The 25,077-nt window shown below is 63.2% G+C and carries 27 protein-coding genes; 20 read left to right on the plus strand and 7 right to left on the minus strand.

Translation table 11 applies throughout. The annotated features are described in order from the left end of the window. Positions 1-92: 92 nt before the first annotated feature. Positions 93-1,028 (minus strand): substrate-binding domain-containing protein, encoded by a 936-nt coding sequence (locus LB556_RS17490; protein WP_224568974.1) that lies wholly within the window; start codon positions 1,026-1,028, stop codon positions 93-95. A gap of 292 nt (positions 1,029-1,320) precedes the next feature. Continuing rightward, positions 1,321-2,478 carry a fumarylacetoacetate hydrolase family protein gene (locus LB556_RS17495; RefSeq protein WP_224568975.1) on the minus strand — a complete coding sequence of 386 codons (1,158 nt, stop codon included), beginning with the start codon at positions 2,476-2,478 and terminating at the stop codon, positions 1,321-1,323. 354 nt (positions 2,479-2,832) lie between these two features. On the opposite strand from LB556_RS17495, the gene LB556_RS17500 reads away from it, so the two are divergent. The 8 genes from LB556_RS17500 (at position 2,833) to LB556_RS17535 (ending at position 9,365) form a co-directional block, all read left to right on the plus strand. After that, positions 2,833-3,717 (plus strand): ABC transporter permease, encoded by an 885-nt coding sequence (locus LB556_RS17500; protein ID WP_224568976.1) that lies wholly within the window; start codon positions 2,833-2,835, stop codon positions 3,715-3,717. Continuing rightward, a complete protein-coding gene (locus tag LB556_RS17505) occupies positions 3,714-4,544 on the plus strand; it encodes an ABC transporter permease (protein ID WP_224568977.1) in 831 nt (276 codons plus the stop codon). The genes LB556_RS17500 and LB556_RS17505 overlap by 4 nt, the downstream gene beginning before the upstream one ends. A 38-nt stretch (positions 4,545-4,582) precedes the next feature. Next, positions 4,583-5,653, plus strand: a complete 1,071-nt coding sequence (locus LB556_RS17510) for an ABC transporter substrate-binding protein (RefSeq protein WP_224568978.1) — start codon at positions 4,583-4,585, stop codon at positions 5,651-5,653. Positions 5,654-5,862: 209 nt separating this feature from the next. Next, positions 5,863-6,471, plus strand: coding sequence for a cupin domain-containing protein (locus tag LB556_RS17515; protein WP_224568979.1), 609 nt, complete (start codon positions 5,863-5,865; stop codon positions 6,469-6,471). After that, positions 6,461-7,546, plus strand: coding sequence for an ABC transporter ATP-binding protein (locus LB556_RS17520; RefSeq protein WP_224568980.1), 1,086 nt, complete (start codon positions 6,461-6,463; stop codon positions 7,544-7,546). Before LB556_RS17515 ends, LB556_RS17520 begins: the two co-directional genes overlap by 11 nt. A 190-nt stretch (positions 7,547-7,736) precedes the next feature. Continuing rightward, positions 7,737-8,339 (plus strand): 2'-5' RNA ligase family protein, encoded by a 603-nt coding sequence (locus tag LB556_RS17525; protein ID WP_224568981.1) that lies wholly within the window; start codon positions 7,737-7,739, stop codon positions 8,337-8,339. A 140-nt stretch (positions 8,340-8,479) separates the two neighbouring features. Next, complete coding sequence (locus tag LB556_RS17530) at positions 8,480-8,833, plus strand: nuclear transport factor 2 family protein (protein WP_224568982.1); 354 nt, start codon at positions 8,480-8,482, stop codon at positions 8,831-8,833. A 178-nt stretch (positions 8,834-9,011) separates the two neighbouring features. Then, positions 9,012-9,365 carry an ArsC family reductase gene (locus LB556_RS17535; protein ID WP_224568983.1) on the plus strand — a complete coding sequence of 118 codons (354 nt, stop codon included), beginning with the start codon at positions 9,012-9,014 and terminating at the stop codon, positions 9,363-9,365. A gap of 50 nt (positions 9,366-9,415) precedes the next feature. Here the strand turns inward: LB556_RS17535 and LB556_RS17540 are convergent, their stop codons facing one another. Genes LB556_RS17540 through LB556_RS17550 form a run of 3 tightly spaced genes read right to left on the minus strand, consistent with a single transcriptional unit; the run spans position 9,416 to position 12,042 of the window. Beyond that, the gene (locus LB556_RS17540; RefSeq protein WP_224568984.1) at positions 9,416-9,769 is read right to left on the minus strand and encodes a DUF488 domain-containing protein; all 354 of its coding nucleotides are present in this window, start codon (positions 9,767-9,769) and stop codon (positions 9,416-9,418) included. Between the two features lie 27 nt (positions 9,770-9,796). Then, the gene (locus LB556_RS17545) at positions 9,797-11,053 is read right to left on the minus strand and encodes an aminopeptidase (protein ID WP_224568985.1); all 1,257 of its coding nucleotides are present in this window, start codon (positions 11,051-11,053) and stop codon (positions 9,797-9,799) included. Continuing rightward, positions 11,050-12,042 carry a LysR substrate-binding domain-containing protein gene (locus LB556_RS17550; protein ID WP_224568986.1) on the minus strand — a complete coding sequence of 331 codons (993 nt, stop codon included), beginning with the start codon at positions 12,040-12,042 and terminating at the stop codon, positions 11,050-11,052. Before LB556_RS17550 ends, LB556_RS17545 begins: the two co-directional genes overlap by 4 nt. 96 nt (positions 12,043-12,138) lie before the next feature. Here LB556_RS17550 and LB556_RS17555 point away from each other — a divergent pair, with 96 nt between their 5' ends. The 3 genes from LB556_RS17555 to sbmA all read left to right on the plus strand — a co-directional run bounded on the left by LB556_RS17555 (position 12,139) and on the right by sbmA (position 14,966). Beyond that, on the plus strand, positions 12,139-12,360 hold the full coding sequence (locus LB556_RS17555) for a hypothetical protein (RefSeq protein WP_224568987.1): 222 nt from the start codon (positions 12,139-12,141) through the stop codon (positions 12,358-12,360). 72 nt (positions 12,361-12,432) lie between these two features. After that, positions 12,433-13,593, plus strand: a complete 1,161-nt coding sequence (locus tag LB556_RS17560; RefSeq protein ID WP_224568988.1) for a YbfB/YjiJ family MFS transporter — start codon at positions 12,433-12,435, stop codon at positions 13,591-13,593. Between the two features lie 113 nt (positions 13,594-13,706). After that, positions 13,707-14,966 carry a peptide antibiotic transporter SbmA gene (gene sbmA, locus LB556_RS17565; protein WP_224568989.1) on the plus strand — a complete coding sequence of 420 codons (1,260 nt, stop codon included), beginning with the start codon at positions 13,707-13,709 and terminating at the stop codon, positions 14,964-14,966. 28 nt (positions 14,967-14,994) lie between these two features. Here sbmA and LB556_RS17570 read toward each other — a convergent pair whose 3' ends face one another. Next, positions 14,995-16,002 carry a polysaccharide deacetylase family protein gene (locus LB556_RS17570; protein ID WP_224568990.1) on the minus strand — a complete coding sequence of 336 codons (1,008 nt, stop codon included), beginning with the start codon at positions 16,000-16,002 and terminating at the stop codon, positions 14,995-14,997. 191 nt (positions 16,003-16,193) lie between these two features. Between LB556_RS17570 and LB556_RS17575 the strand changes: the two genes are divergently transcribed. Both LB556_RS17575 and der read left to right on the plus strand, forming a co-directional pair. Then, positions 16,194-16,859, plus strand: coding sequence for a tetratricopeptide repeat protein (locus LB556_RS17575; protein WP_224568991.1), 666 nt, complete (start codon positions 16,194-16,196; stop codon positions 16,857-16,859). After that, positions 16,856-18,292 (plus strand): ribosome biogenesis GTPase Der, encoded by a 1,437-nt coding sequence (gene der / locus LB556_RS17580; RefSeq protein ID WP_224568992.1) that lies wholly within the window; start codon positions 16,856-16,858, stop codon positions 18,290-18,292. Before LB556_RS17575 ends, der begins: the two co-directional genes overlap by 4 nt. An 86-nt stretch (positions 18,293-18,378) precedes the next feature. Here the strand turns inward: der and LB556_RS17585 are convergent, their stop codons facing one another. Next, complete coding sequence (locus LB556_RS17585; RefSeq protein ID WP_224568993.1) at positions 18,379-19,299, minus strand: LysR substrate-binding domain-containing protein; 921 nt, start codon at positions 19,297-19,299, stop codon at positions 18,379-18,381. Positions 19,300-19,414: 115 nt separating this feature from the next. Here LB556_RS17585 and LB556_RS17590 point away from each other — a divergent pair, with 115 nt between their 5' ends. From LB556_RS17590 to LB556_RS17620, 7 genes are all read left to right on the plus strand, one after another. After that, positions 19,415-20,710 carry an MFS transporter gene (locus tag LB556_RS17590; RefSeq protein WP_224568994.1) on the plus strand — a complete coding sequence of 432 codons (1,296 nt, stop codon included), beginning with the start codon at positions 19,415-19,417 and terminating at the stop codon, positions 20,708-20,710. Positions 20,711-20,853: 143 nt separating this feature from the next. Further along, the gene (locus LB556_RS17595) at positions 20,854-22,035 is read left to right on the plus strand and encodes a cell wall hydrolase (protein ID WP_224568995.1); all 1,182 of its coding nucleotides are present in this window, start codon (positions 20,854-20,856) and stop codon (positions 22,033-22,035) included. 257 nt (positions 22,036-22,292) lie between these two features. Next, positions 22,293-22,694, plus strand: coding sequence for an AtpZ/AtpI family protein (locus LB556_RS17600; RefSeq protein ID WP_224568996.1), 402 nt, complete (start codon positions 22,293-22,295; stop codon positions 22,692-22,694). Positions 22,695-22,777: 83 nt separating this feature from the next. Further along, positions 22,778-23,536 (plus strand): F0F1 ATP synthase subunit A, encoded by a 759-nt coding sequence (locus LB556_RS17605; protein ID WP_224568997.1) that lies wholly within the window; start codon positions 22,778-22,780, stop codon positions 23,534-23,536. 83 nt (positions 23,537-23,619) lie between these two features. Further along, on the plus strand, positions 23,620-23,844 hold the full coding sequence (locus LB556_RS17610) for a F0F1 ATP synthase subunit C (RefSeq protein ID WP_013896722.1): 225 nt from the start codon (positions 23,620-23,622) through the stop codon (positions 23,842-23,844). A gap of 62 nt (positions 23,845-23,906) precedes the next feature. Continuing rightward, positions 23,907-24,506 carry a F0F1 ATP synthase subunit B gene (locus LB556_RS17615; protein WP_224568998.1) on the plus strand — a complete coding sequence of 200 codons (600 nt, stop codon included), beginning with the start codon at positions 23,907-23,909 and terminating at the stop codon, positions 24,504-24,506. 10 nt (positions 24,507-24,516) lie between these two features. Continuing rightward, entirely contained in the window at positions 24,517-25,008 is a 492-nt protein-coding gene (locus LB556_RS17620) for a F0F1 ATP synthase subunit B (protein ID WP_224568999.1), read from the plus strand. Positions 25,009-25,077: the final 69 nt, after the last annotated feature.

Consider the following 25,077-nt stretch of genomic DNA (forward strand, 5'->3'; position numbering starts at 1 on the left):
GGGCCGCGACCGCCACCGCAATGGGCGGAGAGGTCGCGGCGCAGGAAGATATCTGGCGCCGTGCGAGGATGCACGGCGCCAGGATCGCGGGATTATTTTCCGGACAGGATCTTGTCGTAGACGCCGGCGGTGTCCTTCTCATAGAGCGCGCCGGTGATGACGTTGAAGCCCGGAGGAATGCCGCTGGCCGCCATGTTGGCGAGCGACAGCGCGACGTAGCTGGTCGCCTGCGGGTCCTGCCACTGACCGGCGTTGACATAGCCGTTCAGCACTTCCTGGGTGGTGTCGAGCGAGTTGCCCCAGCCGACGACCGGGATTTCGCCCGGCTTGACGCCGACCTGGTCGAACACGCGCTTGATCGAGCCGGTGACGAGGTCGCCCAGGCCGATGATGGCGTTGACCTTACCCTTGTGGGCGGTGAGGTAGTCCACCATGCGGTTGATCACCTCGGCCTGATCGAGCGTCGCCTCGGTCACCTCATAGGTGATGCCGAGCGGGCCGAAGACGCTCTTGATGCCTTCTTCTTCCTGCACGCCGTAGGTGGCGCCGGGGATCTCGACCGGCATCCAGACGAAGTCGCCCTTCTTCACCAGGCCCTTGTCGACCAGATATTGCGCCCAGTGCTTGCCGAAGGTGACGTTGTCGCCGCCGACATAGGCGTTGAAATTGGCCTTGGGATCGGGCGTGTTGAAGTTGATGATCGGGACGTTGGCCGCGCGCGCTTCCTTGACGATTTCGACCAGGCTGCCCGGATCGGGACTGGTGGTGACGATGCCGTCGGCCTTGGCGGAGAGGGCGGCGCGGACCGCCTCCTGCTGCGAGGCGACGTCACCATTGTGGAACGAGGTGTTGACGGTGTTGCCGGTGTCCTTGGCCCATTGCTTGGCGCCGGCAAGGAAGTAGGTCCAGACCGGGTCGGCCGGCCCGCCATGTGAAATCCAGTAGAACGTCTTGGCCTGCGCGGCTGCGGGTAGGACCGTCAGCGCGATCAGCAGGCCGTAGAGCACAAGTCTCAGTCTTGTCAGCATTTGATTTCCTCCCGGTTGAAGATGATCCGTCCCTTGTTCCGGCTTCAGCCGGATTTGCGTCCTTTGCCAGCGCGATCGAATGCCTAAGAGCATTCCCTTTTTCGACGGATGGCAAGCCTCCATCCGCAGATGTAGTTGGCGCATGACGCGGCGCCATCAACGACCCCATCAGATCGCATCAGTTGGGATGATTTTCTCAGGGCATCGGATGATTGTCACCCCGCCTCAGCCAGGCGAACTGTCCTGGCCTTGTTCGGGCGGTCATTTGGGGTGAAGGCCCCTGAAGAACCGCTCAGAGCAGGCCGGCCTTGGCGAGATCGCGCATCAAATGGCTGGCGCCGTAGGTCCAGTGCGGGCAATCGGGCGACAGCCGCACGCGATTGACCAGCGCGCCGAATTTCTCCGACGAGATGGTGACGATGTCGCCGACCTTGTGCGTGAAGCCCTTGCCCTTTTCGCCGCGGTCCTTCGAGGGCACGAACATGGTGCCGAGATAGAGGGCCAGCCCGTCCGGATACTGGTGGTGCGGTCCCATGGCGGCGGCGACCAGTTCCTCCGGCGAGCGGCTGATCTCGGCCATCGAGCTTGCGCCTTCCAGCGAGAATCCATCCTGGCCCTCGACCTTCAGGCGCACGACGGCGCGCTTCACGTCATCGATCGAGAACGCGTCGTCGAACAGGCGGATGAAGGGGCCGAGGGAGGCGGAGGCGTTGTTGTCCTTGGCCTTGCCGAGCAGCAGCGCCGAACGCCCTTCGACGTCGCGCAGATTGACATCGTTGCCGATTGTCGCGCCGACGATCCTGCCGCTCGAGGCGGCGATCATGGCGATCTCCGGCTCCGGATTGTTCCAGGTCGACTCCGGGTGGAGGCCGACATCGGCGCCGAAGCCGACAGAGGCCATGGGCTGACACTTGGTGAAGATCTCGGCGTCGGGGCCGATGCCCACTTCCAGATACTGCGACCAGGCGCCGCGCGAAATCAGCTTGGCCTTGATTTCCATCGCCTCGGGCGAGCCGGGCTTGAGCTTGGACAGGTCATGGCCGATCAGCCCGGCAATGTCGGCGCGGATGGCGTCGGCCTTTTCCGCCGAGCCGCGCGCCTGTTCCTCGATCACCCGTTCGAGCAGGCTGACGACGAAGGTGACGCCGGATGCCTTGATCGCCTGCAGGTCGACCGGGGAAAGCAGATAGGGTTTTGCCGGATCGCGCGTGGCCTCGAAACTGTTGGCTGCGATATCGTTGAGTGAACCGATTGGCGTGCCCTTGGCCGAGCGCACATGGCCGGCCGGATCGGCCAATTCGCAGACCTCACGCACGGTGGGCGCCCCGCTCGACGTGATGTCGAAGACGGTGCCGTCACGCACCGTGACCACCAGGGGATGCGAGGCGGCGCTGCTCCTGGCGCGGCCGACAAAAAGGCCCTCGGTCGGCAGATGCGTCGGGTTCGTCATGCGCGCGATCCTCTGATCGTCGAAATGTGGAACTTGCCGGGTCGGCGCGGCACTTTCACCGGATTCCGCCCAAAGGTCTATCCCATTCAATGGGTGATCCAAACTGCTGTTTCGTCCCATGAAATTGCGGCTCTCCGGCAGCGGGGGCGCGTCGGGCACCGTCAGAACCGGCTTGGTTCTTTTCAAGAACATGAAACTTGCGGGGGTCTTTTACGCGAGGCGTTTAGGCCTCGTCGACGTGGTTCAATGAACCTCTGACGCCAGTCACAACCGTTCTAGCTTTGGGATTCCACTTGACAGTTTCATGAATATGAAAAACTCTTCGGCAATTTCAATCTTGGGGTGAGCCGATCGATGTCGACCCCGGCTGCAGCACAGATGTCCGAGGCCCGGTCTTCGTCGGGCTTCCGCTTCGCCATGCTGCTGCCGGGGGCGCTGGTCACCTTCCTGCTGATCCTGTTTGCGCTTGGCCTCGTGCTTTTCCTTGCCTTCCGCGGCAATGACGGTTCGCTGCTGGGCAGCGGCTTCGGCCTGGCGAATTTCGCCGCCGTGGTTTTCGATCCGCTGTATTGGACGGTGACGCTGCGCTCGCTGGTCATCGCCGCGCTGGTCACCCTGGCCACGGTCGTCACCGCCTACCCCGTTGCTTACTACCTTGCGTTCTACGCCGGGCGTCGTCGCGGCCTGCTCCTGTTCCTGGTGACGCTGCCGTTCTGGACCAGCTACCTGCTGCGCGTCTTCGCCTGGAAGATCGTGCTCGCCTATAATGGCGTCTTGAATTCGGCGCTGATCGAAAGCGGTATCTGGTCCCAGCCGACATTGGCTTTTCTCAACACTCCGGCCGCTGTCGTCGTCACGCTCGCCCACGCCTACGCGCCCTTCGCCATCCTGCCGATCTATGTGGCGCTGGAGACCATTCCGAAATCGTTGATCGAGGCAGCTTCTGACCTTGGAGCGCGGCCGTTCACGTCCTTTCGCCGTGTCGTGCTGCCGAACTCGATGCCGGGCGTCCTGGCCGCGGCTCTGGTCGTCTTCGTGCCGACCGTGGGCGACTATGTCACGCCGGCCATGGTCGGCGGCCCGGCCAGCACCATGATAGGCACGCTTATCCAGTCGCAGTTCGGCAAGGCCAATGACTGGCCATTCGGCGCGGCTCTGTCGGTCTGCGTCATGCTGGTGATCCTGGTCGTGGTGCTGGTCGCACGCGGCGCCGACCGCAGATTTGGCAGCCGCACATGAAGGTCGCACGCTTCACCGCGAAACCAGACGGCCGCTGGCTCGGCCTCTATGTTCTTGCCTATCTGGTGTTTCTCTATCTGCCTATCCTGCTGATACCGCTGTTTTCCTTCAACGACTCCATCCAGGCGGCATTTCCGCTGCAGGGCTTCACGCTTCAGTGGTACGCGACCCTCTATGGCAATTCGGCCCTCTCCGGCGCGCTCTTGAACAGTCTCGTCATCGGCGTCATCGCGGCCACCGGCGCCACGCTGTGCGGCATCACCGTGTCCTACATGGACCTCTACGGCCGCTCGCCCTTGGCCGCCACCATCAGCGCCATCGCGCGGCTGCCGATCCTCATTCCCGGCGTCATCGTCGGCATATCGCTGCTGATCCTGATCAACCTCGTCGGCCTCGGACCGTCGCGTATCGCCATCGTGCTCGGCCATATATTGGTGGCGCTGCCGACCACGGTGGTCGTCATGCGTAGCCGCTTTGCCGCCATTCCCAAGACGGTTCGCGAGGCGGCCCTCGACCTTGGCGCCTCCGACTGGACGACGTTCCGGCGCGTCATGCTGCCGCTCAGCCTGCCCGCGGTGCTGTCGGCCTTCATGCTCGCCTTCCTGATCTCCTTCGACGAATTCATCGTCGTCTTTTTCCTTGCCGGCACGCAGCCGACACTGCCGCTCTACATTTGGAGCCAACTGCGCTTTCCCCGGTCCCTGCCGACCGTCATGGCGCTAGGGACGATGATCCTGGCCGTATCTTTCATCATTGCCGGCACCGCCGAGATCCTGCGCCATCGCGGGCTCGGTGCGGTGCGCCGGACACTTGCAAATCCAGCATGACCACAACGCCGATCACAACAAAGAAGAGGAGAACGAAAATGGCATTCCACCTGAAATCGATAGCCGGACACAAGGCTAGGGCCGGCCTCGCCGCACTGGTGCTCGCACTGTCGTCGACCGTGGCGCTGGCCGCCGAGAAGCTGCAATATTTCACTTGGTCGGGCTATGAGTTGCCCGACTTCAACAAGAGCTTCCTTGCCGCCCATCCCGATGGCGTCGAGGCCTCGATCTTTGGCGACGACGACGACGCCTTCACCAAGGTCAAGGCAGGCTTCCGCCCCGATATAGCGCATCCCTGCTACGACAAGGTGGCACGCTGGAACAAGGAAGGCCTGCTGCAGCCGATCGACACCAAGCGCATCAAGAACTGGGATTCGATCTTCCCGGTTTTCAAGAACCTGCCCGATTTGCAGGCCGGTGACGGCAAGGTCTGGATGGTGCCGTGGGACTGGGGCAACACCTCGATCCTCTATCGCACCGATCTGGTGAAGAACCCGGAGGCGAGCTGGAACATGCTGTGGGACAAGCAGTATGCCGGCCGCATGGCGACTATAGACGCCGTCCACGACACGCCCATCGTCGCGGCGCTGCTCGCCGGCGTGAATCCCTTCGACATGACGGCGGACCAGATGGACAAGGTCGCCGAAAAGCTGCGCGAACAGCGGCCGCTGCTGTCGAGCTACACCACCGACATGACGTCGGTGGAACAGGCGCTGGCCAGCGGCCAGTTGGTCGCCGCCATGACCTGGAACGCGTCGGCCACTTCGCTCAAGAAGCAGGGCGTGCCGGTCGAGTTCATGAAGCCGAAGGAGGGCATGCTGACCTGGGCCTGCGGCTTCGTCATGCTCAAGGACGCCAAGAACGTCGATCTCGCCTACGACTTCATCAACAGCCGGCTGGACGCCGAGTCGGGCAAGTTCCTTATCGAGTCCTACGGCTATGGCAGTTCACTCAGCACCGCCTTCGCCGGCGTGCCGAAGGAGGAACTGGAAAAGCTGCAGCTGCCGTCCGACCCCGAAGTCATGCTGAAAAGCACCATCTTCACCGGCCCGATGAAGCAGAACGACGATATGGCGAAGATGTTCGAGAAGGTGAAGGCCGGCGGGTAAGCGCGGTTCTTCCTTCTCCCTCTTGTGGGAGAAGGTGGATCGGCGCGCAGCGCCGAGACGGATGAGGGGTGAGTGAAGGATCGCCGTCCTTGCCAAGCTGGAACACCCCTCATCCGTCGCCTTCGGCGACACCTTCTCCCACAAGGGGAGAAGGGAGGCCCTCTCGGCGCTGCGCCGCGCCCGCAAATAAAACGCAACAAGGATCACCGATGGACATGCTTGACGAAGCCGCCGAGAAGCCCAAAGACGATGCCGACGTTCGCGTCGGCCGGCGCGTGCGGGCACTACGGCTCGAGCGCCGCCTTTCGCTGGCGGAGCTTGCCGCCAGGGCAGGCGTATCCATCGGTGCGCTGAGCCAGATCGAGCGCGGCATGTCCTCGTTGCGCGTCAAGGTGATCTGGCCGCTCGCGGCGGCTCTGGACATCGAACCCTCGGCGTTGATCGCCGACGGCGACGATGCCGTCAGCGATCTTTATTGCGTGCGCGCCAACAGCCGCCGCGCCATTCCTGTGAAGTCCGAAGGCATCGCCAAGGCGCTGCTGTCGCCGCCGGGCGCGACGCTGACCGGCATGCTGGTGACGGTGGAAGCCGGTGGTGGCACGGCGGAAGCATACGCGCATGCCGGCCATGAATTCGGCTTGGTGCTTTCGGGCGAGGTCGAACTGGTGGTGGACTCGACAAAATACGTGCTGAAGACCGGCGACAGTTTTGCCTTCAAGAGCACGCTGTTGCACGCTTTCCGCAATCCCGGTGGCGAGCAATGCCGGATCCTCTGGGTCAACACCACGAAACCCTCGGAGGTTCGTGATGGCGCCTGATCCGCTCGTCCGGCTGCAGGCTGTCTCGAAGATTTTTCCCGGCGGCATTGTCGGGCTCGACGCCGTCGATCTCGACATCATCAGCGGCGAATTCATTACGCTGCTCGGGCCGTCCGGCTGCGGCAAGACCACCAGCCTGCGCGTCATCGCCGGTTTCGAAAGCCCGTCGAGCGGCGCAGTGCTGCTCGACGGCCGCGACATCACCGCGCTTCGGCCCTTCGATCGGCCGGTCAACACGGTGTTCCAGGACTACGCGCTGTTTCCGCACATGAACGTCGCCGAGAATGTCGGCTTTGGTCTGTCGCTGCGCAAATTGTCGGGAGCCGAACAGGCAAAACGCGCCGGTGAGGCGCTTGACATGGTCGGCCTTTCCGACAAGCTTCGCGCCCGCGTTTCCGAACTGTCCGGCGGTCAGCGCCAGCGCGTCGCGCTCGCACGCGCCATCGTCTGCGAACCGCGCGTGCTCCTGCTCGACGAACCGCTGTCGGCGCTCGACGCACACCTGCGCGAACAGATGCAGGTCGAGTTGAAGCGGCTGCAATCGCGGCTTGGCACCACCTTCGTCATGGTTACCCATGACCAGACCGAAGCGCTGTCGATCTCCGACCGCATCGTCGTCATGAACAAGGGCCGCATCGAACAGATCGCGCCACCGGCAACACTCTATGATCGACCCGCAACGAAGTTTGTGGCGAGCTTCATCGGCACCATGAATCTCCTGCAGTCGCATTTTGTCGGCCGCGACGGAGATCGCCTGCGTTTCACCGCCGGTGCCCTGGCGCTGGAGGCAACTTCTGAAACTGGTAAGTCACCCGGGCAAGGCGAGGTGCGGACCATCGGCGTGCGTCCAGAGGATTTGCTGGCGACGACCGAGGCCGCGCCCGGCACGGCGCCGGCGCGCGTCAACAGCATCGTCTTTCATGGCCGCATGCTGCGGCTGCATGCCGAACTTGGGAAAGGCGCACCTATCGTCATCGATGCGCCGCGCCAAGCCGAGGGTTTTCAATTCAGCGTCGGCGATGTGGCGCATGTCAGCCTTCGCCGTGGCGCCAACTGCCCTATGCTGCCCGGCTGAACTGGCCCATAGGCGGCTACAAGCCGGCCACGAATACGCTGACGGCGATTCATGATTTCCTCAAGGTCAAGGGCATCATCTGCTGCGAGGCGCAGGTTCAGACTATTCACGCTTGACTTAAAGACTTCGTTCCTGTTTCGTTCTATACGTTAGGGCAAAAATAGGAGCGTTCCTTTGCGAGCGTACGCGCATGTACCAAGGCGAGTTCGATTTCGGAATTCCAGAGCCGCCATGGCGGCCTAAGCGGCCGGAGCGCGTCTTCTACGGCTTGTTTTTGCAGCAGAAGGACTATTCGCGGTTTGCGGATTGCCAAGGCCAGCTGTGCGACCAATGTGAGATAACCGGCTCACGTTTGCTGTATCACCGGTTTCACGTCAGCCTGCAGCACGTCGGTGATTACAAGAGACTGCGAGAGAAAGTCATCTTCGCAGCCGCCCGATCCGGGCGGCGCATCGCGATGTCTGGCTTTGAGGTCACCTTTCGCCATTTCAGGAGCTTTCCCGGCCGTCCGGCGACAAGGAGCAGTCCGGCAAAGCATCCCTTCGTGCTTCTCGCCGACGATGGACCGGTTTGTGAATTGAGTAGGAAGCTCGGCGCCGAAATGCTGCGCGAAGGGCTCAAGGCATCAGACGGTTTCGTTCCGCACTTGACGCTTGCATATGACCAGAAACTTGTTCCGCAACAGCCTATCGGCCCGATCAGCTTTGTTGCCCGGGAGTTCGTCCTTGTTCACAGCCTGCGCGGCTTGACGAAGTACAATTTCCCGGAAGCTTGGCCGCTTGGCGCGACGTGATCGACCGATCGCCCTTACATCGTCGTCGCGTATTTCGCGCCATCATCCTGACAGGGCCATGTCAGCTATCGACCGGTCAGCCGATGGCAGTCCAGCGGGTTGCTCCCTATTTTCAATGGGTCTGAACAGGAGGAACACAAATGACCATCACCGAAATCGCCAAGGATTTCACCGAACTTCTCAAGCAGGGCAACAATCAAGGCGCTGCCGAGAAGTACAATGCCGACGATATCGCCAGCTACGAGGCCATGGAGGGGCCGATGGCCGTCAGCCACGGCAAGGCGGCCCTCAAGCAGAAGAGCCAGTGGTGGCAAGAAAACAACGAAGTCCATGGCGGCTCGGTCGAGGGTCCCTACGTCAATGGCGACCAGTTCGCGGTGCGCTTCACGTTTGACATAACGCCCAAGGCCACCGGCGAGCGTGTCACCATGGACGAGGTGGGCCTGTACACGGTCAAGGACGGCAAGATCACCGAAGAGCGCTTTTACTACTGAGGCCGGAAACCAGGTCTTCCGAACCTTACTCTCTTCGCGGCAAGTTGGAAAAATGAACATGGCGGCCGGGCAACCCCTGGCCGCCATGGTGGCAGATTTCGAGAGCTGCTGGCCAAGCGGGACGGACGGTTTTAGGTTGCGAAAACGGATTCGAACGTCAGCCCAAAGGAAGCACGTCTTGACGGTCACCATGTACGGCATCACCACCTGCGACACGATCAAGAAGGCGCGCGTCTGGCTGGAGGGTCACGAGGTGCCGTATCGTTTCCATGACTATCGTGCCGAAGGGATCGAGGCAGCCAGGTTGAATGGCTGGGTCGGAAAGGTCGGCTGGGAAAAGCTGCTCAACAAGGGCAGCACCACGTTCCGCGAGCTGCCCGAGGCGGACAAGCAGTCGCTCGACGAAAACAAGGCCAAGGCGCTGATGCTGGCCAGGCCGACGATGATCAAGCGGCCGGTGCTGGAGGTAGGGGACAGTATTCTCGTCGGGTTCAAGCCGGATGTTTATGAGCAGGTGGTTGGTGCAAAGTAGATAGGCGGCCCTTCGCGCCCCCTCTGTCCCGCCGGCTTCCGAAAACCGCTTCAATCTCCGCGCAAATACCCCGCCAGTGCCACCGCATTGTTGTGCGCTTCGTCATGCGCTCCGTAGAGCAACGTCACTCGGCCTTTGCCAAGCAAGGCGCGCAACTCCGCCACTGCCCGGTCATTGCCGTCCAGCTCGGCTCGGTAACGCTTCTGGAACTCTTCCCACCGCGCCGGCTCATGGCCGAACCATATGCGCAGGTCGTCGCTCGGGGCGATGTCCTTCAGCCATAGCGTCAGCGCGGCGTTCTCCTTGCTGACGCCGCGCGGCCAGATGCGGTCGACCAGCACACGCAGCCCATCGCCTCGATCCGATGGCTCGTAGATCCGCTTAACCGCCAAATCGAAGGCCATGGACACCTCGGGGAATCGTGGCGGCTGTCAGGCCCATTCACCCCTGCGCATCACTGGCACGCGGCTGCCGTCCTTGCTGACCCCATCGATGTCGATCTTGTCCGACCCGATCATCCAGTCGATGTGGATGAAGCTCTTGTTGCCGCCGCGCGCCGCGATTTCGTCCTGGCTGAGCGAGGCGCCGTCGACGAAGCACTTCGAATAGCACTGGCCGAGCGCGATGTGGCAGGCGGCGTTCTCGTCGAACAGCGTGTTGAAGAACAGCAGGCCGCTGGCCGAGATCGGCGAGGAATGCGGCACCAGCGCCACCTCGCCGAGGCGGCGCGCGCCTTCGTCGGTGTCGAGCACCTTCTTCAGCACGTCCTCGCCTTTCGAAGCCTTGGCCTCGACGATCCGTCCGCCTTCGAAGCGCACCGAGATGTCGTCGATCAGCGTGCCCTGGTAGGAGAGCGGTTTGGTCGAGGAGACATGGCCTTCGACGTGCCTCGCATGCGGCGTGGTGAAGACCTCCTCGGTCGGGATGTTGGGGTTGCAGGTGATGCCGTTCTTGGCGGTCGAGGCGCCGCCCATCCATTCATGGCCGTCCGCCAGACCGACGGTCAGGTCGGTGCCCGGCCCGGTGAAGTGCAGGGCGCGGAAGTTGTGGCCGTTCAGCCATTCGGTGCGCCCGCGTAGCGCTGCATTGTGCGCCTTCCAGTTGCCGATCGGATCCTCCACATCCACCCGCGAGGCTGCAAAGATGGCATCGGCGAGTTTCGCCACCGCCACGTCGTCGGCGTCGCCGGGGAAAACCTGCCTGGCCCAGGCCAGATCCGGATAGGCGACGATGTTCCAGTTGATGTCGAAACCGGTGATCTTCTCCAGAGCCGGCTGGTAGGCCATCGAATTGGCCCTGTTGGCGCGCGCCACCTTCGCCGGGTCCTGCGCCGACAGCAGCGATGGATCCTCGCCGCGCACGGCGAGCCTAGCGGCATTGTTGGAGAAGGCCTTCGCCATGCCTTCGTAGAGCCAGCCGGCGGCGCGGTCGAAACCGGCGTCGGCGCCGAAGCGGTAGCGCGCGAGCGTCATCTCGTCGTCGTTGAAGATCGGCGTCACCAGCCCCGCGCCGGCCTTGTAGGCGTGTTCGACGATGCGCCTAGTCAGCGGCAGCGCCGCGATCGAGGAGGTCAGTACCAGGTCCTGTCCGGGCTGCAACTGCAGCCCGACCTTGATGGCGACTTCCGCCAGCCTGTCGAGCTTCACCGGGTCGATCGTTGCGGAAACGCCGCGCGAATGTGTGGTCATGATCCTGCCTGTCGTAGTGGGATGTCTGATTGAACATAGACCGGCGCCGCACTGCTTTCCACCGCGATCGCGCCGCTGGGCTCCGCGACAAACGATCCGAACCGCGCCATCGTCGCCGCGATCTCTTCCTTGATCCAGATCTTGAAGTCCCGGACCTTGCGGCTCTCGGCCTTGGTGGCTGAGGTCACCAGCCAGTAGCCGAGCCCGCTCTGGGCGCGGATTCCGAACGGCGCCACCAGCCGTCCGTCGGCCAGCGCGTCCGCCGCCAGCAATTGCCAGCCCAGCATGACGCCATGGCCGGCGATCGCCGATTCCAGGCACAGCATCGGATCGGTGAAGCGCGCGCCTTTCTGGAAGGTGACGGGCTGAACGCCGGCGGCCGCGAACCAGCTCTCCCAGTTGATCATCGCCCGTTCGTCGGTGATGGCGCAGGTCCGCGCAAGGTCGCCGATCGACTTCAGTTTTCTTGCAATGCCAGGCGCGCAGACCGGGAAGACTTCCTGCGCCAAAAGCAGTTCAGCCTTCCCGCCCGGCCATTTGCCGTCGCCAAGCCGGATGGCGATGTCGATGTCGGAGTGATCGAGATCGGCCAGGCGCACCGAGGCATCGATGCGCAGCAGCACGTTGGGATGACGGTCGAAGTGCCGCGACAGCCTGGGCAGCAGCCATTTGGAAGCAAAGGCCGGTGCTGCCGAAACGACCAAAGTGCATTGGGTTGCCTCGTCGGCCAGTGCCACGGCCTGGGCAAGCTCGCGAAATCCAGCACCAAGACGGGCAGCGAAGACGGCGCCGAACTCGGTCAGCACCAGACCGCTCGCCGTGCGCTCGAACAGCGCCTGGCCGAGCTGTTTTTCGGTGCGGCTGATCTGCTGGCTGACGGCGCTGACGGAAACGTTGAGTTCACCGGCGGCGGTCGCGAGCGAGCCGAGACGGGCAACGGTTTCCACGGCGCGAAGGCCGTTGAGATGAACGCGGTTGAGGATGGCCATTTGAGATTTTCTAAACCGTTCCGGCTGAAATCTCAATTGAAAGACATGCCGAAACGGTGGACTTTATCGGTGGGAGCCAGACCCGCGGAGCCGGAAATGCTGAGCATGCTGTCGTCGCTGAAAGCCCTGTTCGCCATTTCGTCGGATGACACACGCGGCGACATCGATACGCTGAGGTGGCTGACCGATCCGCTTGCGCATCCCGCGCTGGAGGCGATGTCGGAGCGCGAGCTTGGTGATGTGCCATTCCGGTTGACGGCGCGGCGGACCTTGCATGAGACTATTTCGCTGAGCGCCGGTTTCGGCGGGCGCTGCTGAACGCGCGACCCCTGCACTGGCCCAACACAAGGCGGATTGTTTCACCCGCTCGCGCATTTATTGTGCACTGCAATGAACTCGGCCTCATCGACAGCGCTTCGCTACGCCTTCGCCGGCATGATCGCCATGGCCGTCGCCATGGGAATAGGCCGCTTCGTCTACACGCCGATCCTGCCCGGCATGATGGAGGAACTGCATCTGTCGCCCGCCGATGCCGGCTGGATCGCTTCCGCCAACTATCTCGGCTACCTCGTCGGCGCGTTGGTGGCGGCGGGCAACTGGGCGCATGGACGCGAGCGTTTGCTGATGCTGGCCGCCCTTGGCGCAAGTGCCGTGCTGGCCGCCCTGATGGGCCTGACCGGCGCCATGGCCGCCTTTCTCGCCATCCGTTTTCTGGCCGGTCTGGCGAGCGCCTTCGTCATGGTATTCATGGCCAGCATCGTCTTCAGCCATATCGGGGCGGCCCGGCGTGGCGACCTGCAGGCCTGGCATTTCGGCGGCGTCGGCCTCGGCATCGCGATATCGGCGGCAATGATGGCCGTGCTGGTCACCGAGCATGCCGGCTGGGCGCAGGGCTGGCTGTGGTCGGGCGCGATTTCGGCTTGCGGCTTCGTCGCCGTGGCGCTGCTGGTGGACCAGGGTCCGCTCACCGACGGCGCAGCCCGCCATGAACCGGCGCTGCCGAAAGACCGGTCGCTGATGAAGCTGATCGTTGCCTATGGCCTGTTTGGTTTCGGCTATGTGGTAACGGCGACCTTCCTCGTCGCCATCGTGCGGCAAGGCGGCGGCAGCCGCGTTTTCGAGGCCGTGGTGTGGATGGTTGCCGGCCTTGCCGGTTTCCCTTCGGTCTGGCTGTGGCAGAAGATATCGGCGCGGATCGGGCTTTATGCCGCCTATGCCTTGGGATGCTTCGTCGAAGTTGTCGGTGTTACCGCGAGTGTTGCCGCCGACGGGCGCACGGGGCCGCTGCTTGGGGGCGTACTGCTCGGCGGCACCTTCATCGCGGTCACCGCGTTGGGCCTGCAGGCGGCACGGCAACAGGCGCCAGGGTCACCCCGGCGCATCTTTGCCTTGATGACCGCTTCCTTCGGTCTTGGCCAGATCATAGGCCCGATCGCGGCCGGGCTTCTGGCCCAGGCGTCGGGCAATTTCTTCCTCGCCTCCATCGTCGCCGCGGCCGTCCTGGTCGTGTCCGGCGCCGTCACGTGGTCGGCTGCGCCAAAATCGCCATGATTGTGGTCTTGCTCTGCACCTGGGTCCGGGCAGGCATTTTCTTTCCCTCTAATGTGTGACCTTATGCCCGCGATAGTCAGCTGATTTGCGCACCGACCGAGGAATTCGCCACAGTGTTCGTATCCTTCTTCCCGCAGCCGAAGCTCTTCTTTTCCTCGGCCGCCATCTGGAGTCTTGCGGCGGTCTTGTTCTGGTTTTTCGGCGGTGAGCAATTGGGAGCGGTTTTCGGTCTGCCGCCGGCCGCCGCGGGGGCGCCGCCGATCATTGGCATCGCTGTTCTGGTGTCAAAGCCGTTCCTCTGGTTCTATATCTATTTCGTGGCCTGCGTGGCCATCTTCTACGCGTTCTGGAGTTGGTATTCGCCGCATCCATGGCAGCGCTGGTCGATCCTGATGACGGCGGTCATCCTGTTCTTCATCTATTTCAACGTGCAGGTCAGCGTCGCCGTCAACGCCTGGTACGGTCCGTTCTTCGACTATGTACAGGGGTTGATGTCGGGGACCGGAAAGTCGACGAATGCGGAGTTCTACACCGGATTGGCCGACTTCTCATGGCTGGCGCTGGTCGGCATGAACGTGCAGGTGGTCAACGCCTTCATCGTCAGCCACTGGATCTTCCGCTGGCGCACTGCGATGAACAATTACTTTATCGAGAACTGGAGCAGGCTTCGCCATATCGAGGGCGCCTCGCAGCGTATCCAGGAAGACACGATGCGGTTCTCTCAGATCATGGAGGATCTCGGTTCCAGCTTCGTCCAGTCGATCATGACCCTGATCGCCTTCCTGCCGGTGATGATCCAGTTGCAGGCCCACATCAGCGAACTGCCGATCATCGGCGCGATCCCTCAGCCATTGGTGGTTGCGGCGCTTGCCTGGTGTCTGTTCGGCACCATCTCGGTGATGATTGCCGGCATGAAGCTTCCGGGGCTACAGTTCCGCAACCAGCGCGTCGAAGCCGCCTACCGCAAGGAACTGGTCTATGGCGAGGACCATATGGACAGGGCGCAACCCGCCACCACCGCAGAGCTGTTCGCAAATGTCCGGCACAATTATTTCCGGCTCTATTTCCACTACATCTATTTCAACGTCGTCCGGTATACCTACCTGCAGGCCGACAACATTTTCTCGCTGCTGATCCTGGGTCCATCGCTGGTCGCGCACAAGATAACGTTCGGCGCCTTGAACCAGATATCGAACGCATTCGGCAAGGTGACGGGTTCGCTGCAATTCCTGCTGACCTCCTGGTCGACAATCGTCGAACTTCAGTCGGTGCACAAACGCCTGCGTGCCTTCGAGGCGACGCTGCAGGGCGAACCACTGCCTGATATCGATCAGCGCTATCTGGCAAGACGGGGCGCCGAGGATCCGGCTTGAGAATGCTTCGAAAAAGAGGGGTGGCGGCTCAACCGCCAATCGTCGACTGTGTCTGGTTGCCGTCCCGCCGCTCGACATAGTCGCGAAAACTGATGCATTCGACGTCGGCCTTGACGCAGACATCGCCGGCAAAGCGCTCCAGCGCGTTCCAATAGGCGCCGTCATTCATCAGCGTGAAGTGGAAGCCGAGTTCCAGCGGGATGCGTTTGCCCTGATATTGCGTGTCGAAGGCAGCGCGAAACGCCTGGTAGGTCCGGTCGGCGAATTCGCTCGCCTCGCTCGGTCGCTCGAAGCCGCCGGAATGCCGGACATAGAGATTGTAGTCCATGGCGATCACCGGCCGCGATTTCGGCCCTTCCGGGATCTGCGGCAGGGAAAAGCGGGTTATGCCGCCGACGGTTGGCGGCAGGGCAGGGCCGTTTGAAACGCCGCTGGCGTCGAAATGATAGCCGGCTGCCGGCAGTGCCTCGTAAAGCGCCTTGCTTGTCGACAGATACGGCGCCCGGAAACCCAGCACCGCATGCCGCGCGAGATCGCGCCAGCCCTCGGGTTCGGGCGCAATGCCGTTGATCGCATAGGCGTTCTCTAAAATGTGCTCGAACGAAGCGAATTCTTTCAGCCAGTCGGCCTTGCTCCAGTCCTTGCCGTCGAAATGGCCGCAGGCGTGGCTGGCGATGTCGTGGCCCTCATGGACGGCGAGGCCGATCTGTTCCAGCCGCTCGGCCACTTCCTGCCTGGAGGCGGCAAAGCCGATATTGGATTTGCCCGCGGTCTTGCCTGGCGCGGTGTATTGGCCGCGTGTCTCGGGCGACAACAGGAAGACGCACGACAGGAAATAGGTGAAATGCGCGCCGGTGCGTTGGGCCAGCGCCCGGCTGCGTTTCCACTGCGAGATGTCGCGGGCGCTGTCGAAGGAGATGATGACGATCTGCTTCGGCTTTGCCGATGCCGGTGGCGCGGGCGGGTCGGCCAAGGCCGCGCCGGTGGCGGCGAGCGAGGCAAGCGACAACGCAACAACGCGGGACAAACAAAGCATCGGCAGATTCAAGGCTCCGGGTGGTCGGCAAGCCGGCTATCGCGAAAATGTGGCGCGGGTGCGATTGGGGTTTTCGTGGCTTTGCCCCGGCAATGGCCGATTTTCCGCTCGAACCCCTTCCATGCCGACAAAATTTCGCTAAAACGCGGGCTCATGAACCGCCCCGGCCCGGGGCAGGAATGGTTTGATTGATGTCCGACGACAGTTTTATCCGTGAAGTCAATGACGAGATGCGTCGCGAGCAGGCGCAGAAGCTGTGGGACCGTTTCGGCCCGGCCTTGCTTGTGGTTGCCGTCCTCGTGGTGCTCGGCACCGCCGCCGTCGTCGGCTATCGCTATTGGGACGAAACGCGCGCCAACCGCTCCGGCGATGCCTTTTCGCAGGCACTGAAGCTTGCCAATGATGGTAAGAGCAATGACGCGCTGGCCGCGCTCGATCAATTGGAAAAGGATGGCTACGGCGCCTATCCGCTGCTCGCCCGCATGCGCGCCGCGACCGTCAAGGCCAACAAGGGCGACGTCGATGCCGCCGTCAAGGATTTCGACGATGTCGCCGCCGACACCGCAATTCCCCAAGGCCTGCGCGACATGGCGCGGTTGAGGGCGGCGCTGCTGCTCGTCGATCACGGCTCTTTCGCGGATGTCTCCAGCCGCGTCGAGGCGTTGACCTCGGACACCAATCCGTTGCGCGCCACGGCGCGTGAGGCGCTCGGGCTTGCCGCCTGGAAGGAAGGCAAGGCCCAGGACGCGCTGAAGCTGTTCGACCAGATCGCCGCCGATGACGGCGCCCCGCGCAACGCGCGCGAGCGGGCGACCTTGATGTCCGAGTTGATTCGCGGGTCGGGCAGTGCATCGTGACCTTCAAAGTCGCCATCATAGGCAGACCTAACGTCGGCAAATCGACGCTTTTCAATCGGCTGGTGGGAAGGAAGCTGGCGCTTGTCGACGACACGCCGGGCGTCACCCGGGACCGCCGCGTCCACGCCGCCAAGCTTTACGATCTTCATTTCGACGTCATCGACACCGCGGGCTTCGAGGATGCCGGCGCTTCGACCTTGCCGGGCCGCATGCGTGCGCAGACCGAAATCGCCATCCGCGATGCGGATCTGATCTTTTTCACGATCGACGCCAAGTCCGGCCTGTTGCCGGATGACAGGACCTTTGCCGAGATCGTGCGCAAATCCGGCAAGCCCGTGGTGCTGGTCGCCAACAAGGCCGAGGCGCGCGGCGCGCAAGGCGGCATGCTGGAGGCTTGGGAGCTCGGGCTTGGCGAGCCGATCCCAGTTTCGGCCGAGCACGGCCAGGGCATGCCCGACCTTCGTGACGCGGTTATCGAGGCTCTGGGCGAGGCGCGTGCTTTCGGCGAGGATGAAGACGGCGATGACGAGGAGATCGCCGCCAGCGAAGTGCTGATCGGCGAGGATATCACCGATCCGGACGCCGAGGATGCGCCGGCCTATGACGACACCAAGCCGATGCGCATCGCTGTCGTCGGCCGGCCGAATGCCGGCAAATCGACACTGATCAACGCGCTGATCGGCGAGGAACGGTTGCTGACCGGACCGGAAGCCGGCATCACCCGCGACTCCATCTCCGTCGACTGGGATTGGCGCGGCCGCCGCATAAAGCTGTTCGATACGGCCGGCATGCGCCGCAAGGCCAGGATTCACGAGAAGCTGGAAGTGATGTCGGTGCAGGACGGCTTGCGCGCCATCCGCTTCGCCGAGATCGTCATCATCGTGCTCGACGCCACCATTCCCTTCGAAAAGCAGGATCTGCAGATTGCCGACCTGATTATCCGCGAGGGCCGGGCACCGGTGATCGCCTTCAACAAATGGGATCTGATCGACAACCCTCAGGAGCTGTTGGCCGAACTGCGCGAGAAGACCGAGCGGCTGTTGCCGCAGGCGCGCGGCATCCAGGCCGTGCCGGTCTCGGCCGAGACCGGCCGCGGCCTCGACAAGCTGATGGATGCGGTGCTGAAGACGCACAAGGTCTGGAACAGCCGTGTCTCCACCGGCAAGCTAAACCGCTGGCTTGAAGCCATCCTGACGCATCATCCGCCGCCCGCCGTCGCCGGGCGCCGGCTGAAGGTCAAATACGTCACCCAGGCCAAGACGCGGCCGCCGGGTTTCGTGGTCCAGTGTTCGCGGCCGGACGCGATGCCGCAAAGCTATGTGCGCTATCTCTCGAACAGCCTGCGCGAAGCCTTCGACATGCCGGGGGTGCCGATCCGCATCGCGTTGAGGACATCCGATAACCCCTTCGCCGGCCGGGCGAAGAAGCGCTGAGATTTTGGGCGGCAACGCCCATCCGAGCCTCATCCCGGATCTCTACGAGGAGCTTCGCTCTGAGATGACGACGCCGAGAGGCCGCGTTAAGCGACCTTCAGCGGGTTTTCTTTCATCTCGGCGTCTTCGGGCAACGCCTCGATCGCCGATTGCAGCAGGATGTCGGCCAGCCGCGCCGCGACCGGATCGAGTTCGGCATCCTTCTGATGCAGGTGCAGCACCATCTTCGGCAGCGGCGGCAGCCCGAGCATTCCGGGCGCGAGCGCCCTGACATTGGCGGGCAGGCCGACATCGGTGCGGATCGTCAGCCCGAGGCCTGCCGCCACCGCCGCCCATATGCCGCCAAGGCTGGGGCTGGAGAACGCCATGCGCCAGGGCCTCCCGGCACGATCCAGCGTCTCGGTCGCCACGGTGCGCAGCAGGCAAGGCGCCTCGAACGCCACCAGCGGCAGCGCCTCGCCATTGTGGGGGCCTGCCTCCATGGGCTTCGCCGGGCCGATCCAGCGCGCCTGCACGTCGGCGACATGCCGGCTGTAGGGCAGCGTCGTGCCGTCATGCCAGGCGAGCGCAATGTCGAGGTTGCCGGAGAGAACACGCTCGGCCAATTCGTGGCTGCGTCCGATCCGTGCTTCGATCCGAACCTTGGGATGGGCGCGGGTGAAGCGCCCGAGCACTTCCGGCAACACGGCCTCGCCGAAATCCTCCTGCAGGCCCAGTCGCACCCAGCCCTCCAGTTCGACGTCACGTATGGCGAAGGCCGCCTCGTCATTGAGTTCGATCAGGCGCCGCGCATAGCCGAGCATCGTCTCGCCGGCTTCGGTCAGTGACAGGCCGCGCCCGGCCTTGCGGAAGATCGGCGTATTGGCCTGTTCCTCCAGCTTCTTCAACTGCGCGCTGACAGCAGAGGTCGAGCGGCCAAGCCGCTCGGCCGCCCGGGCGAAACTTCCCAGCTCCATGCCGGTGACGAAAGTCCTCAGAACGTCGAGATCGAACGTGACACGTCGCATGCGGTCGTCCTTGTTTTCAGGACTATTTATCAAAAACTTCCTGATTTTGTGGATGAAGCTATGGCGCTACATCCCTTCCGTCAAGCCGCTCGACCGGCGTCACGGGAATGGAATCATGTCTGCCACCGTCTCTCGCAACGACTGCCAGCCATCCGGGCGAGGCGCCGCCGCCACCGCCGCGGCCGGCCGAACCTTCGGGCCCAACCACCGCTGGAAGGTCCTGGGCATCGGAGTTGCGGCGAATGCTGGCTTCTCGGCCACCTTCTCGGGCATACCGGCGACGGCGGTCGTGCTCCGCCAGAACTATCATTTGAGCAATGCCGAACTTGGCCTGGCGCTCGGCCTGCTCGGGCTGGGGGTTGCGCTCAGCGAACTGCCGTGGGGCCTGCTCACCGACCGCTGGGGGGATCGCCGCGTGCTTCTGATCGGCCTCGGCGCGACGGCGGCGTGGCTGCTTGCGATGGCATTGCTCGTCGTGCCGACAAGCTCGGGCATTCCCGATGTCATGCTGCTGGCAATGAGCCTGCTCGTCACGGGACTGCTCGGCGGCAGTGTCAACGGCTCGAGCGGCCGCGCCATCATGGTGTGGTTCCGGGAGAATGAGCGCGGTTTTGCCATGAGCATCAGGCAGACGGCGGTGCCGCTTGGCGGCGGCCTCGGCGCGCTCATCCTGCCTTCGCTTGCCCTGGCTTTCGGCTTTTCGGCCGTGTTCGGGCTCCTGGCGGCGGCATCCGCTCTCTCGGCCCTGTTCGCCTGGCGTTGGCTGCACGAACCGCAGGCAGCGGTTGGCGGTCATGCCGTTTCCTCTGGTGTGACCGGGCCGGTGCCTTTGCGCAACGTCGAGGTCTGGCGCATCTCGACAGCGATCGGCCTGCTCTGCTTTCCGCAAGTGGCGGTTCTCACCTTCGCCTCGGTGTTCCTGCACGACTTCGCCGGACTTGGCACGGCGGCGATCAGCGCGAGCCTCGCGGCGGTACAGGTCGGCGCCATGGTCATGCGCGTCTGGAGCGGCCGCTTTACCGACCGCCACGGCAACCGCCGTCAGTTTCTTCGCTGGTGCAGTGCGCTGAGTGCACTGGCCTTCATGATGCTGTGGCTGCTGGTTCTGGCCGTTCCCGCAATGCCTGCCAGCCATTCCTCCCTGATCGCCATCCTGCCCTTGGTGCTTGTCGCTGCCGGCATCTCCGTCTCCGCCTGGCACGGCGTTGCCTATACCGAGCTTGCCACGCTGGCCGGTGCCGGCCATGTCGGAACGGCTCTCAGCCTTGCCAACAGCTTTGTCTTCGTCGGCTTCTTCCTGGTTCCGGTGGCCATTCCAGGCCTGCTGCGCCTCTGGTCATGGCCCGGCGTCTGGCTGTCGGCAGCCGCCTGCGCCCTGGTCGCCTGGCCGATCTTCCTGAGGCGGGCCTGAGCTTCCGCCGCACAATCGCCCGACTTCGAAGCCACGACCGCTAGCCGACTGAGAAAACCCGACCAATCCCGTTAACGTCCCATCAAGGTTAATGCATCAATTTGCTCTCCAGTGGGGTCAGTAGCGTTCCTGGAGAGAGTTCCGTGCATCGACGTGTCTTGAAGCGGCTGCTGGCCGCCGCCGGTGAGAAACGCGGCCTTGTGTCTCCGTTCATCATCGGTCTCGGTATCTGGATCGGCTTTCCGACCGTCGTCGCCTACCAGGACATGACAAGCCTCGTTTCCGGCCTTGAATCGCCGACCACGCGCTGGAATTCCTATGTCGAGAAATCGGTCGCCGGCTCGGTCCACGCCGCCGAGATGCCCTTCGTCGATTCCGACGTCACCGGCTCGATCTCGGGTTCCGGCGTTCGCCTTCCCGGTATCGGCTCCGTCTCGTTCCGGGGCAAGGGCGGCAAGGTCAGCGGATCGCCCGACGAGGATCGCGTCGTGCGCGCCGACAAGAAGGGCCGCATCGTCCAGGTCTCCCCCGTGGCCCCGCCGAAGAACTTCAATGCCGGCTCGATCTTCCAGCGGACCTCCTCGCTGATGCGGCCTAGCATGGACAGCGGCCTGAAAATGGCGTTCGCCAAGCCCCAGATCAAAGGCAAGGAGATCCAGATCGCAGCGGAATTCCATGTCCGTGAGGACAAGAAGCCGGATCCCGGCGTGCCGGCCATGCTTGCCGCCCTGGTCAACAACGATCATCCCGATGTGCTGGCGACCGCCTATGCGCAATCCAAACCGGACTATGCCAAGGCTTCGCCGTTCGAGGCCCTGCTTCAGGACGAAGAGCCCAACAACGGCCGCTTCATTCCGCCGATGGCCAAGGGCGATCACGCCTGGATCCAGAATCCGCTTCCGGCAAGCGTCTTCTCGAAGCCGGAGCAGAAATGCCTGGCCAACGGCATCTATTTCGAGGCGCGCGGCGAAACCGTGCGCGGTCAGGCCGCCGTTGCCCAGGTCATCCTCAACCGGGTCCGCAATCCCGCCTATCCGGATTCGATCTGCGGCGTCGTTTACCAGAACGACAACTGGTTCAACCGCTGTCAGTTTTCATTCGCTTGCGACGGCAGGAAAAAGCGCATCGACAATCCTGTCGCCTACAAGACCGCCCAGGATGTCGGCATGGCTGTGACCGCCGGCAAGATCTTCATCCCGGAGGTCGGGTCGTCCACCCACTACTATGCCAACTATGTCCATCCCGGTTGGGCGCGCACGATGCAGAAGATGACCAAGATCGGCCTGCATATCTTCTACCGCACCTATGGCGGCGGCTGGAGCTGAGCGAGCCGCGGCGCGCTGGTCTTTTCAGGAGGCCGGGCGGTCGATTGGCGAGCCATTGCCGCGGGGATTCGCGCGATGCATCCCCGTCACCACGGCGGGCACGATGTCGCACCTCGCTAGTGGGCTGATTTTATTAGCTAAAATACATGGCGATGAACTTCCATCCGTGGCTTGACGGGCGCAAACCCTCTAACTATGTTGCCGGCGACTTTAGAAGCGGACGGACGGTGACGGTCTGCCCGGGCAGGGGGGTTGCGATGGCCAAGAAAAACAGGCCAGACGGAACCGGAGAAACCGGCCGCGGCAATCAGCATGAAACCGGTATCCGCGATGACGATCTTGAACGACGTCGGCGTGAACTTGAAGCATCGCTTGCGACAAGGCTGCCGAAACGGCTCGAGGGGAAAGACGACGCGAAACCAGTGACCGGATACGGTCAGGCGGTCAAGCTGTCCAGCGAGTTTGTCGCCGGGGTGGTGGTGGGCGCCGGGATCGGCTGGATCATCGACCGTATGGCGGGGACATCGCCGTGGGGTCTGATCGTTTTCCTGCTGCTTGGTTTTGGCGCTGGCGTGCTCAATGTCATGCGTTCCGCAGGCGTTGTGGCAGAATTCGGACAGGGCAATAAATCGCGCTCTGACCGGGACGAAAGCAAATAGCCGCCCTTCAGGCGGCATTTGGAAATAGCCGCTTCCTGCGGCAAAGGTAATTTGGCCGTACGCGGCATTGACGGGGTTTGAACGTGGCAGCTGACAAGGTCGATCCGATCCACCAGTTCCATATCAACAAGCTGATACCGATCGAGATCGGCGGCTATGACCTGTCTTTCACCAATTCCGCTCTGTTCATGGTCGCCACGGTGGTCGTTGCCGCGGCGTTCCTGTTCCTGACGACGTCGAGCCGCAGCCTGGTTCCCGGCCGGCTGCAGTCGGTCTCCGAAATGGCCTATGAATTCGTCGGCAACATGCTGCGCGACGCCGCCGGCACTCAGGGCATGAGATTCTTCCCCTTCGTCTTCTCGCTGTTCATGTTCGTGCTGGTCGCCAATCTGCTCGGCCTGTTCCCCTATTTTTTCACCGTTACCAGCCACATCATCGTCACCTTCGGCCTCGCGGTCCTGGTGATCGGGACCGTGGTGGTCTACGGGTTCATGAAGCATGGTCTTGGGTTCCTCAAGCTGTTCGTGCCGCATGGCGTTCCGGCGTTCCTGCTGCCGCTGGTGGTGCTGATCGAGGTCATCTCCTTCGTATCGCGACCCGTCAGCCTCTCGGTTCGTCTGTTCGCCAACATGCTCGCCGGCCACATCACGCTCAAGGTGTTCTCCGGATTCGTCGTCAGCCTTTCCGCGCTGGGCGCGGTCGGTGTGGCGGGTTCGGTGCTGCCGTTGGCGATGGCGGTGGCGCTGACGGCACTTGAACTGTTGGTCGCCTTCTTGCAGGCCTACGTGTTTGCCGTGTTGACCTGCATGTATCTCAACGACGCCCTGCATCCCGGGCACTGAGGCAAGAGTTTCGGCCCAAGAGTCTTCAACTTTGGTGCCGGATGAAATCGCAACAGAATTTTCAGATCAAAGGAGTTGAACAAATGGACGCAGAAGCAGCAAAGTACATCGGCGCCGGCATCGCTTGCCTGGGCATGGGTGGCGCGGGCATTGGCCTGGGTAACATCTTCGGCAGCTATCTGTCGGGCGCGCTGCGCAATCCGTCGGCTGCCGACGGCCAGTTCGGCCGCCTGATTTTCGGCTTCGCCGTGACCGAGGCTCTGGGCATCTTCTCGCTTCTCATCGCACTGCTGGCCCTGTTCGGCTGAGAACTGGGAAGATTGGACAGGCCGGCCGCGCAAGCGGCGGGCCTGATATCTGGGGATAGTCCATGTTCGTGACATCTGCCTTCGCGCAAGAGTCCGCGCCTGCCGCCGACACCAGCCACGCTGCGACCGGAGGCGACACGCATTCCGGCACCAGCGTGCCTGCCGAAGCGCACGGCACGTTTCCGCCATTCAATCCGGAGACGTTTCCGTCGCAGCTTCTGTGGCTGGCGATCACGTTCGGGCTGTTCTACCTCTTCCTGAAGAGGGTGGTGATGCCGCGTGTCGGTGGCATCATCGATGTCCGCAACGACCGCATCAGCCAGGACCTCGACCAGGCAGCCAGGTTGAAGGGCGAGGCGGATGCCGCCGTTGCCGCTTACGAGCAGGAACTGGCTGAGGCCAAGAAGAACGCCAACTCGATCGGCCAGCAGGCCAACGATGCGGCCAAGGCGGAAGCCGATACCGCGCGCAAGAAGATCGAGGCCGCGCTCGACGAGAAGCTTGGCGAGGCCGAGGCGCGCATTTCCGCCATCAAGGCCAATGCCATGAAGGAAGTCGGCAGCATCGCCGAGGACACCGCTTCGGCGATCGTCGAGGCACTCGTTGGCGGCAAGGCCAGCAAGGCCGAGATCGCGGCCGCGGTCAAATCCGTGGCCCGGTGAGGAGCGCATCATGGACGCTACATCTCTCGCAACGCTCTGGGCCACGATCGCCCTGATCATCTTCCTGGCCATCGCCGTCTACATCAAGGTACCCGGCATGATCACCAAGGCGCTCGACGCCCGCGCCGCCAGGATCAGTGGTGAGCTCGATGAGGCACGCAAACTGCGCGAAGAAGCACAGCAACTGCTCGGCCAGTACCAGAAGAAGCGCAAGGAAGCCGAGCAGGAAGCCGCCGACATTGTCGCGGCCGCCAAGCGCGAGGCCGAACTGCTCGCCGCCGATGCCCACAAGAAGACCGAGGATTACGTTGCCAGGCGCACCGCGCTGGCCGAACAGAAGATCGGCCAGGCTGAGCGTGAGGCGATCGGCGAAGTGCGCGCCAGCGCCGTCGACATCGCCGTCGAGGCCGCCCGCGCGCTGCTCGCCGCCAAGATCGACGTCAAGGCCGGGGCCGACCTGTTCAAGGCTTCGCTCGCGGACGTGAAGGCCAAGCTGAACTGAGCGGGCCTAAGCCGCCGACATGAAGCCGCCCGGGCAACCTGGCGGCTTTTTTGTTGTGCAGCGATAATC

This window comes from Mesorhizobium sp. ES1-4 (assembly GCF_020164745.1).
Taxonomy (GTDB): Bacteria; Pseudomonadota; Alphaproteobacteria; order Rhizobiales; family Rhizobiaceae; genus Mesorhizobium.

Excerpts from the sequence above, each read along its gene's own strand:
- LB556_RS17530 (WP_224568982.1), top strand. The coding sequence starts at position 8,480 with ATGACCATCACCGAAATCGCCAAGGATTTCACCGAACTTCTCAAGCAG.
- LB556_RS17585 (WP_224568993.1), bottom strand. The coding sequence starts at position 19,299 with ATGCGACGTGTCACGTTCGATCTCGACGTTCTGAGGACTTTCGTCACC.
- LB556_RS17600 (WP_224568996.1), top strand. The coding sequence starts at position 22,293 with ATGGCCAAGAAAAACAGGCCAGACGGAACCGGAGAAACCGGCCGCGGC.
- LB556_RS17490 (WP_224568974.1), bottom strand. The coding sequence starts at position 1,028 with ATGCTGACAAGACTGAGACTTGTGCTCTACGGCCTGCTGATCGCGCTG.
- LB556_RS17510 (WP_224568978.1), top strand. The coding sequence starts at position 4,583 with ATGGCATTCCACCTGAAATCGATAGCCGGACACAAGGCTAGGGCCGGC.
- LB556_RS17560 (WP_224568988.1), top strand. The coding sequence starts at position 12,433 with ATGAACTCGGCCTCATCGACAGCGCTTCGCTACGCCTTCGCCGGCATG.
- LB556_RS17570 (WP_224568990.1), bottom strand. The coding sequence starts at position 16,002 with ATGCTTTGTTTGTCCCGCGTTGTTGCGTTGTCGCTTGCCTCGCTCGCC.
- LB556_RS17620 (WP_224568999.1), top strand. The coding sequence starts at position 24,517 with ATGGACGCTACATCTCTCGCAACGCTCTGGGCCACGATCGCCCTGATC.
- LB556_RS17575 (WP_224568991.1), top strand. The coding sequence starts at position 16,194 with ATGTCCGACGACAGTTTTATCCGTGAAGTCAATGACGAGATGCGTCGC.
- LB556_RS17525 (WP_224568981.1), top strand. The coding sequence starts at position 7,737 with ATGTACCAAGGCGAGTTCGATTTCGGAATTCCAGAGCCGCCATGGCGG.
- LB556_RS17515 (WP_224568979.1), top strand. The coding sequence starts at position 5,863 with ATGGACATGCTTGACGAAGCCGCCGAGAAGCCCAAAGACGATGCCGAC.
- LB556_RS17540 (WP_224568984.1), bottom strand. The coding sequence starts at position 9,769 with ATGGCCTTCGATTTGGCGGTTAAGCGGATCTACGAGCCATCGGATCGA.
- LB556_RS17520 (WP_224568980.1), top strand. The coding sequence starts at position 6,461 with ATGGCGCCTGATCCGCTCGTCCGGCTGCAGGCTGTCTCGAAGATTTTT.
- LB556_RS17495 (WP_224568975.1), bottom strand. The coding sequence starts at position 2,478 with ATGACGAACCCGACGCATCTGCCGACCGAGGGCCTTTTTGTCGGCCGC.
- LB556_RS17500 (WP_224568976.1), top strand. The coding sequence starts at position 2,833 with ATGTCGACCCCGGCTGCAGCACAGATGTCCGAGGCCCGGTCTTCGTCG.
- LB556_RS17505 (WP_224568977.1), top strand. The coding sequence starts at position 3,714 with ATGAAGGTCGCACGCTTCACCGCGAAACCAGACGGCCGCTGGCTCGGC.
- LB556_RS17550 (WP_224568986.1), bottom strand. The coding sequence starts at position 12,042 with ATGGCCATCCTCAACCGCGTTCATCTCAACGGCCTTCGCGCCGTGGAA.
- LB556_RS17615 (WP_224568998.1), top strand. The coding sequence starts at position 23,907 with ATGTTCGTGACATCTGCCTTCGCGCAAGAGTCCGCGCCTGCCGCCGAC.
- LB556_RS17545 (WP_224568985.1), bottom strand. The coding sequence starts at position 11,053 with ATGACCACACATTCGCGCGGCGTTTCCGCAACGATCGACCCGGTGAAG.
- LB556_RS17590 (WP_224568994.1), top strand. The coding sequence starts at position 19,415 with ATGTCTGCCACCGTCTCTCGCAACGACTGCCAGCCATCCGGGCGAGGC.
- LB556_RS17555 (WP_224568987.1), top strand. The coding sequence starts at position 12,139 with ATGCTGAGCATGCTGTCGTCGCTGAAAGCCCTGTTCGCCATTTCGTCG.
- LB556_RS17610 (WP_013896722.1), top strand. The coding sequence starts at position 23,620 with ATGGACGCAGAAGCAGCAAAGTACATCGGCGCCGGCATCGCTTGCCTG.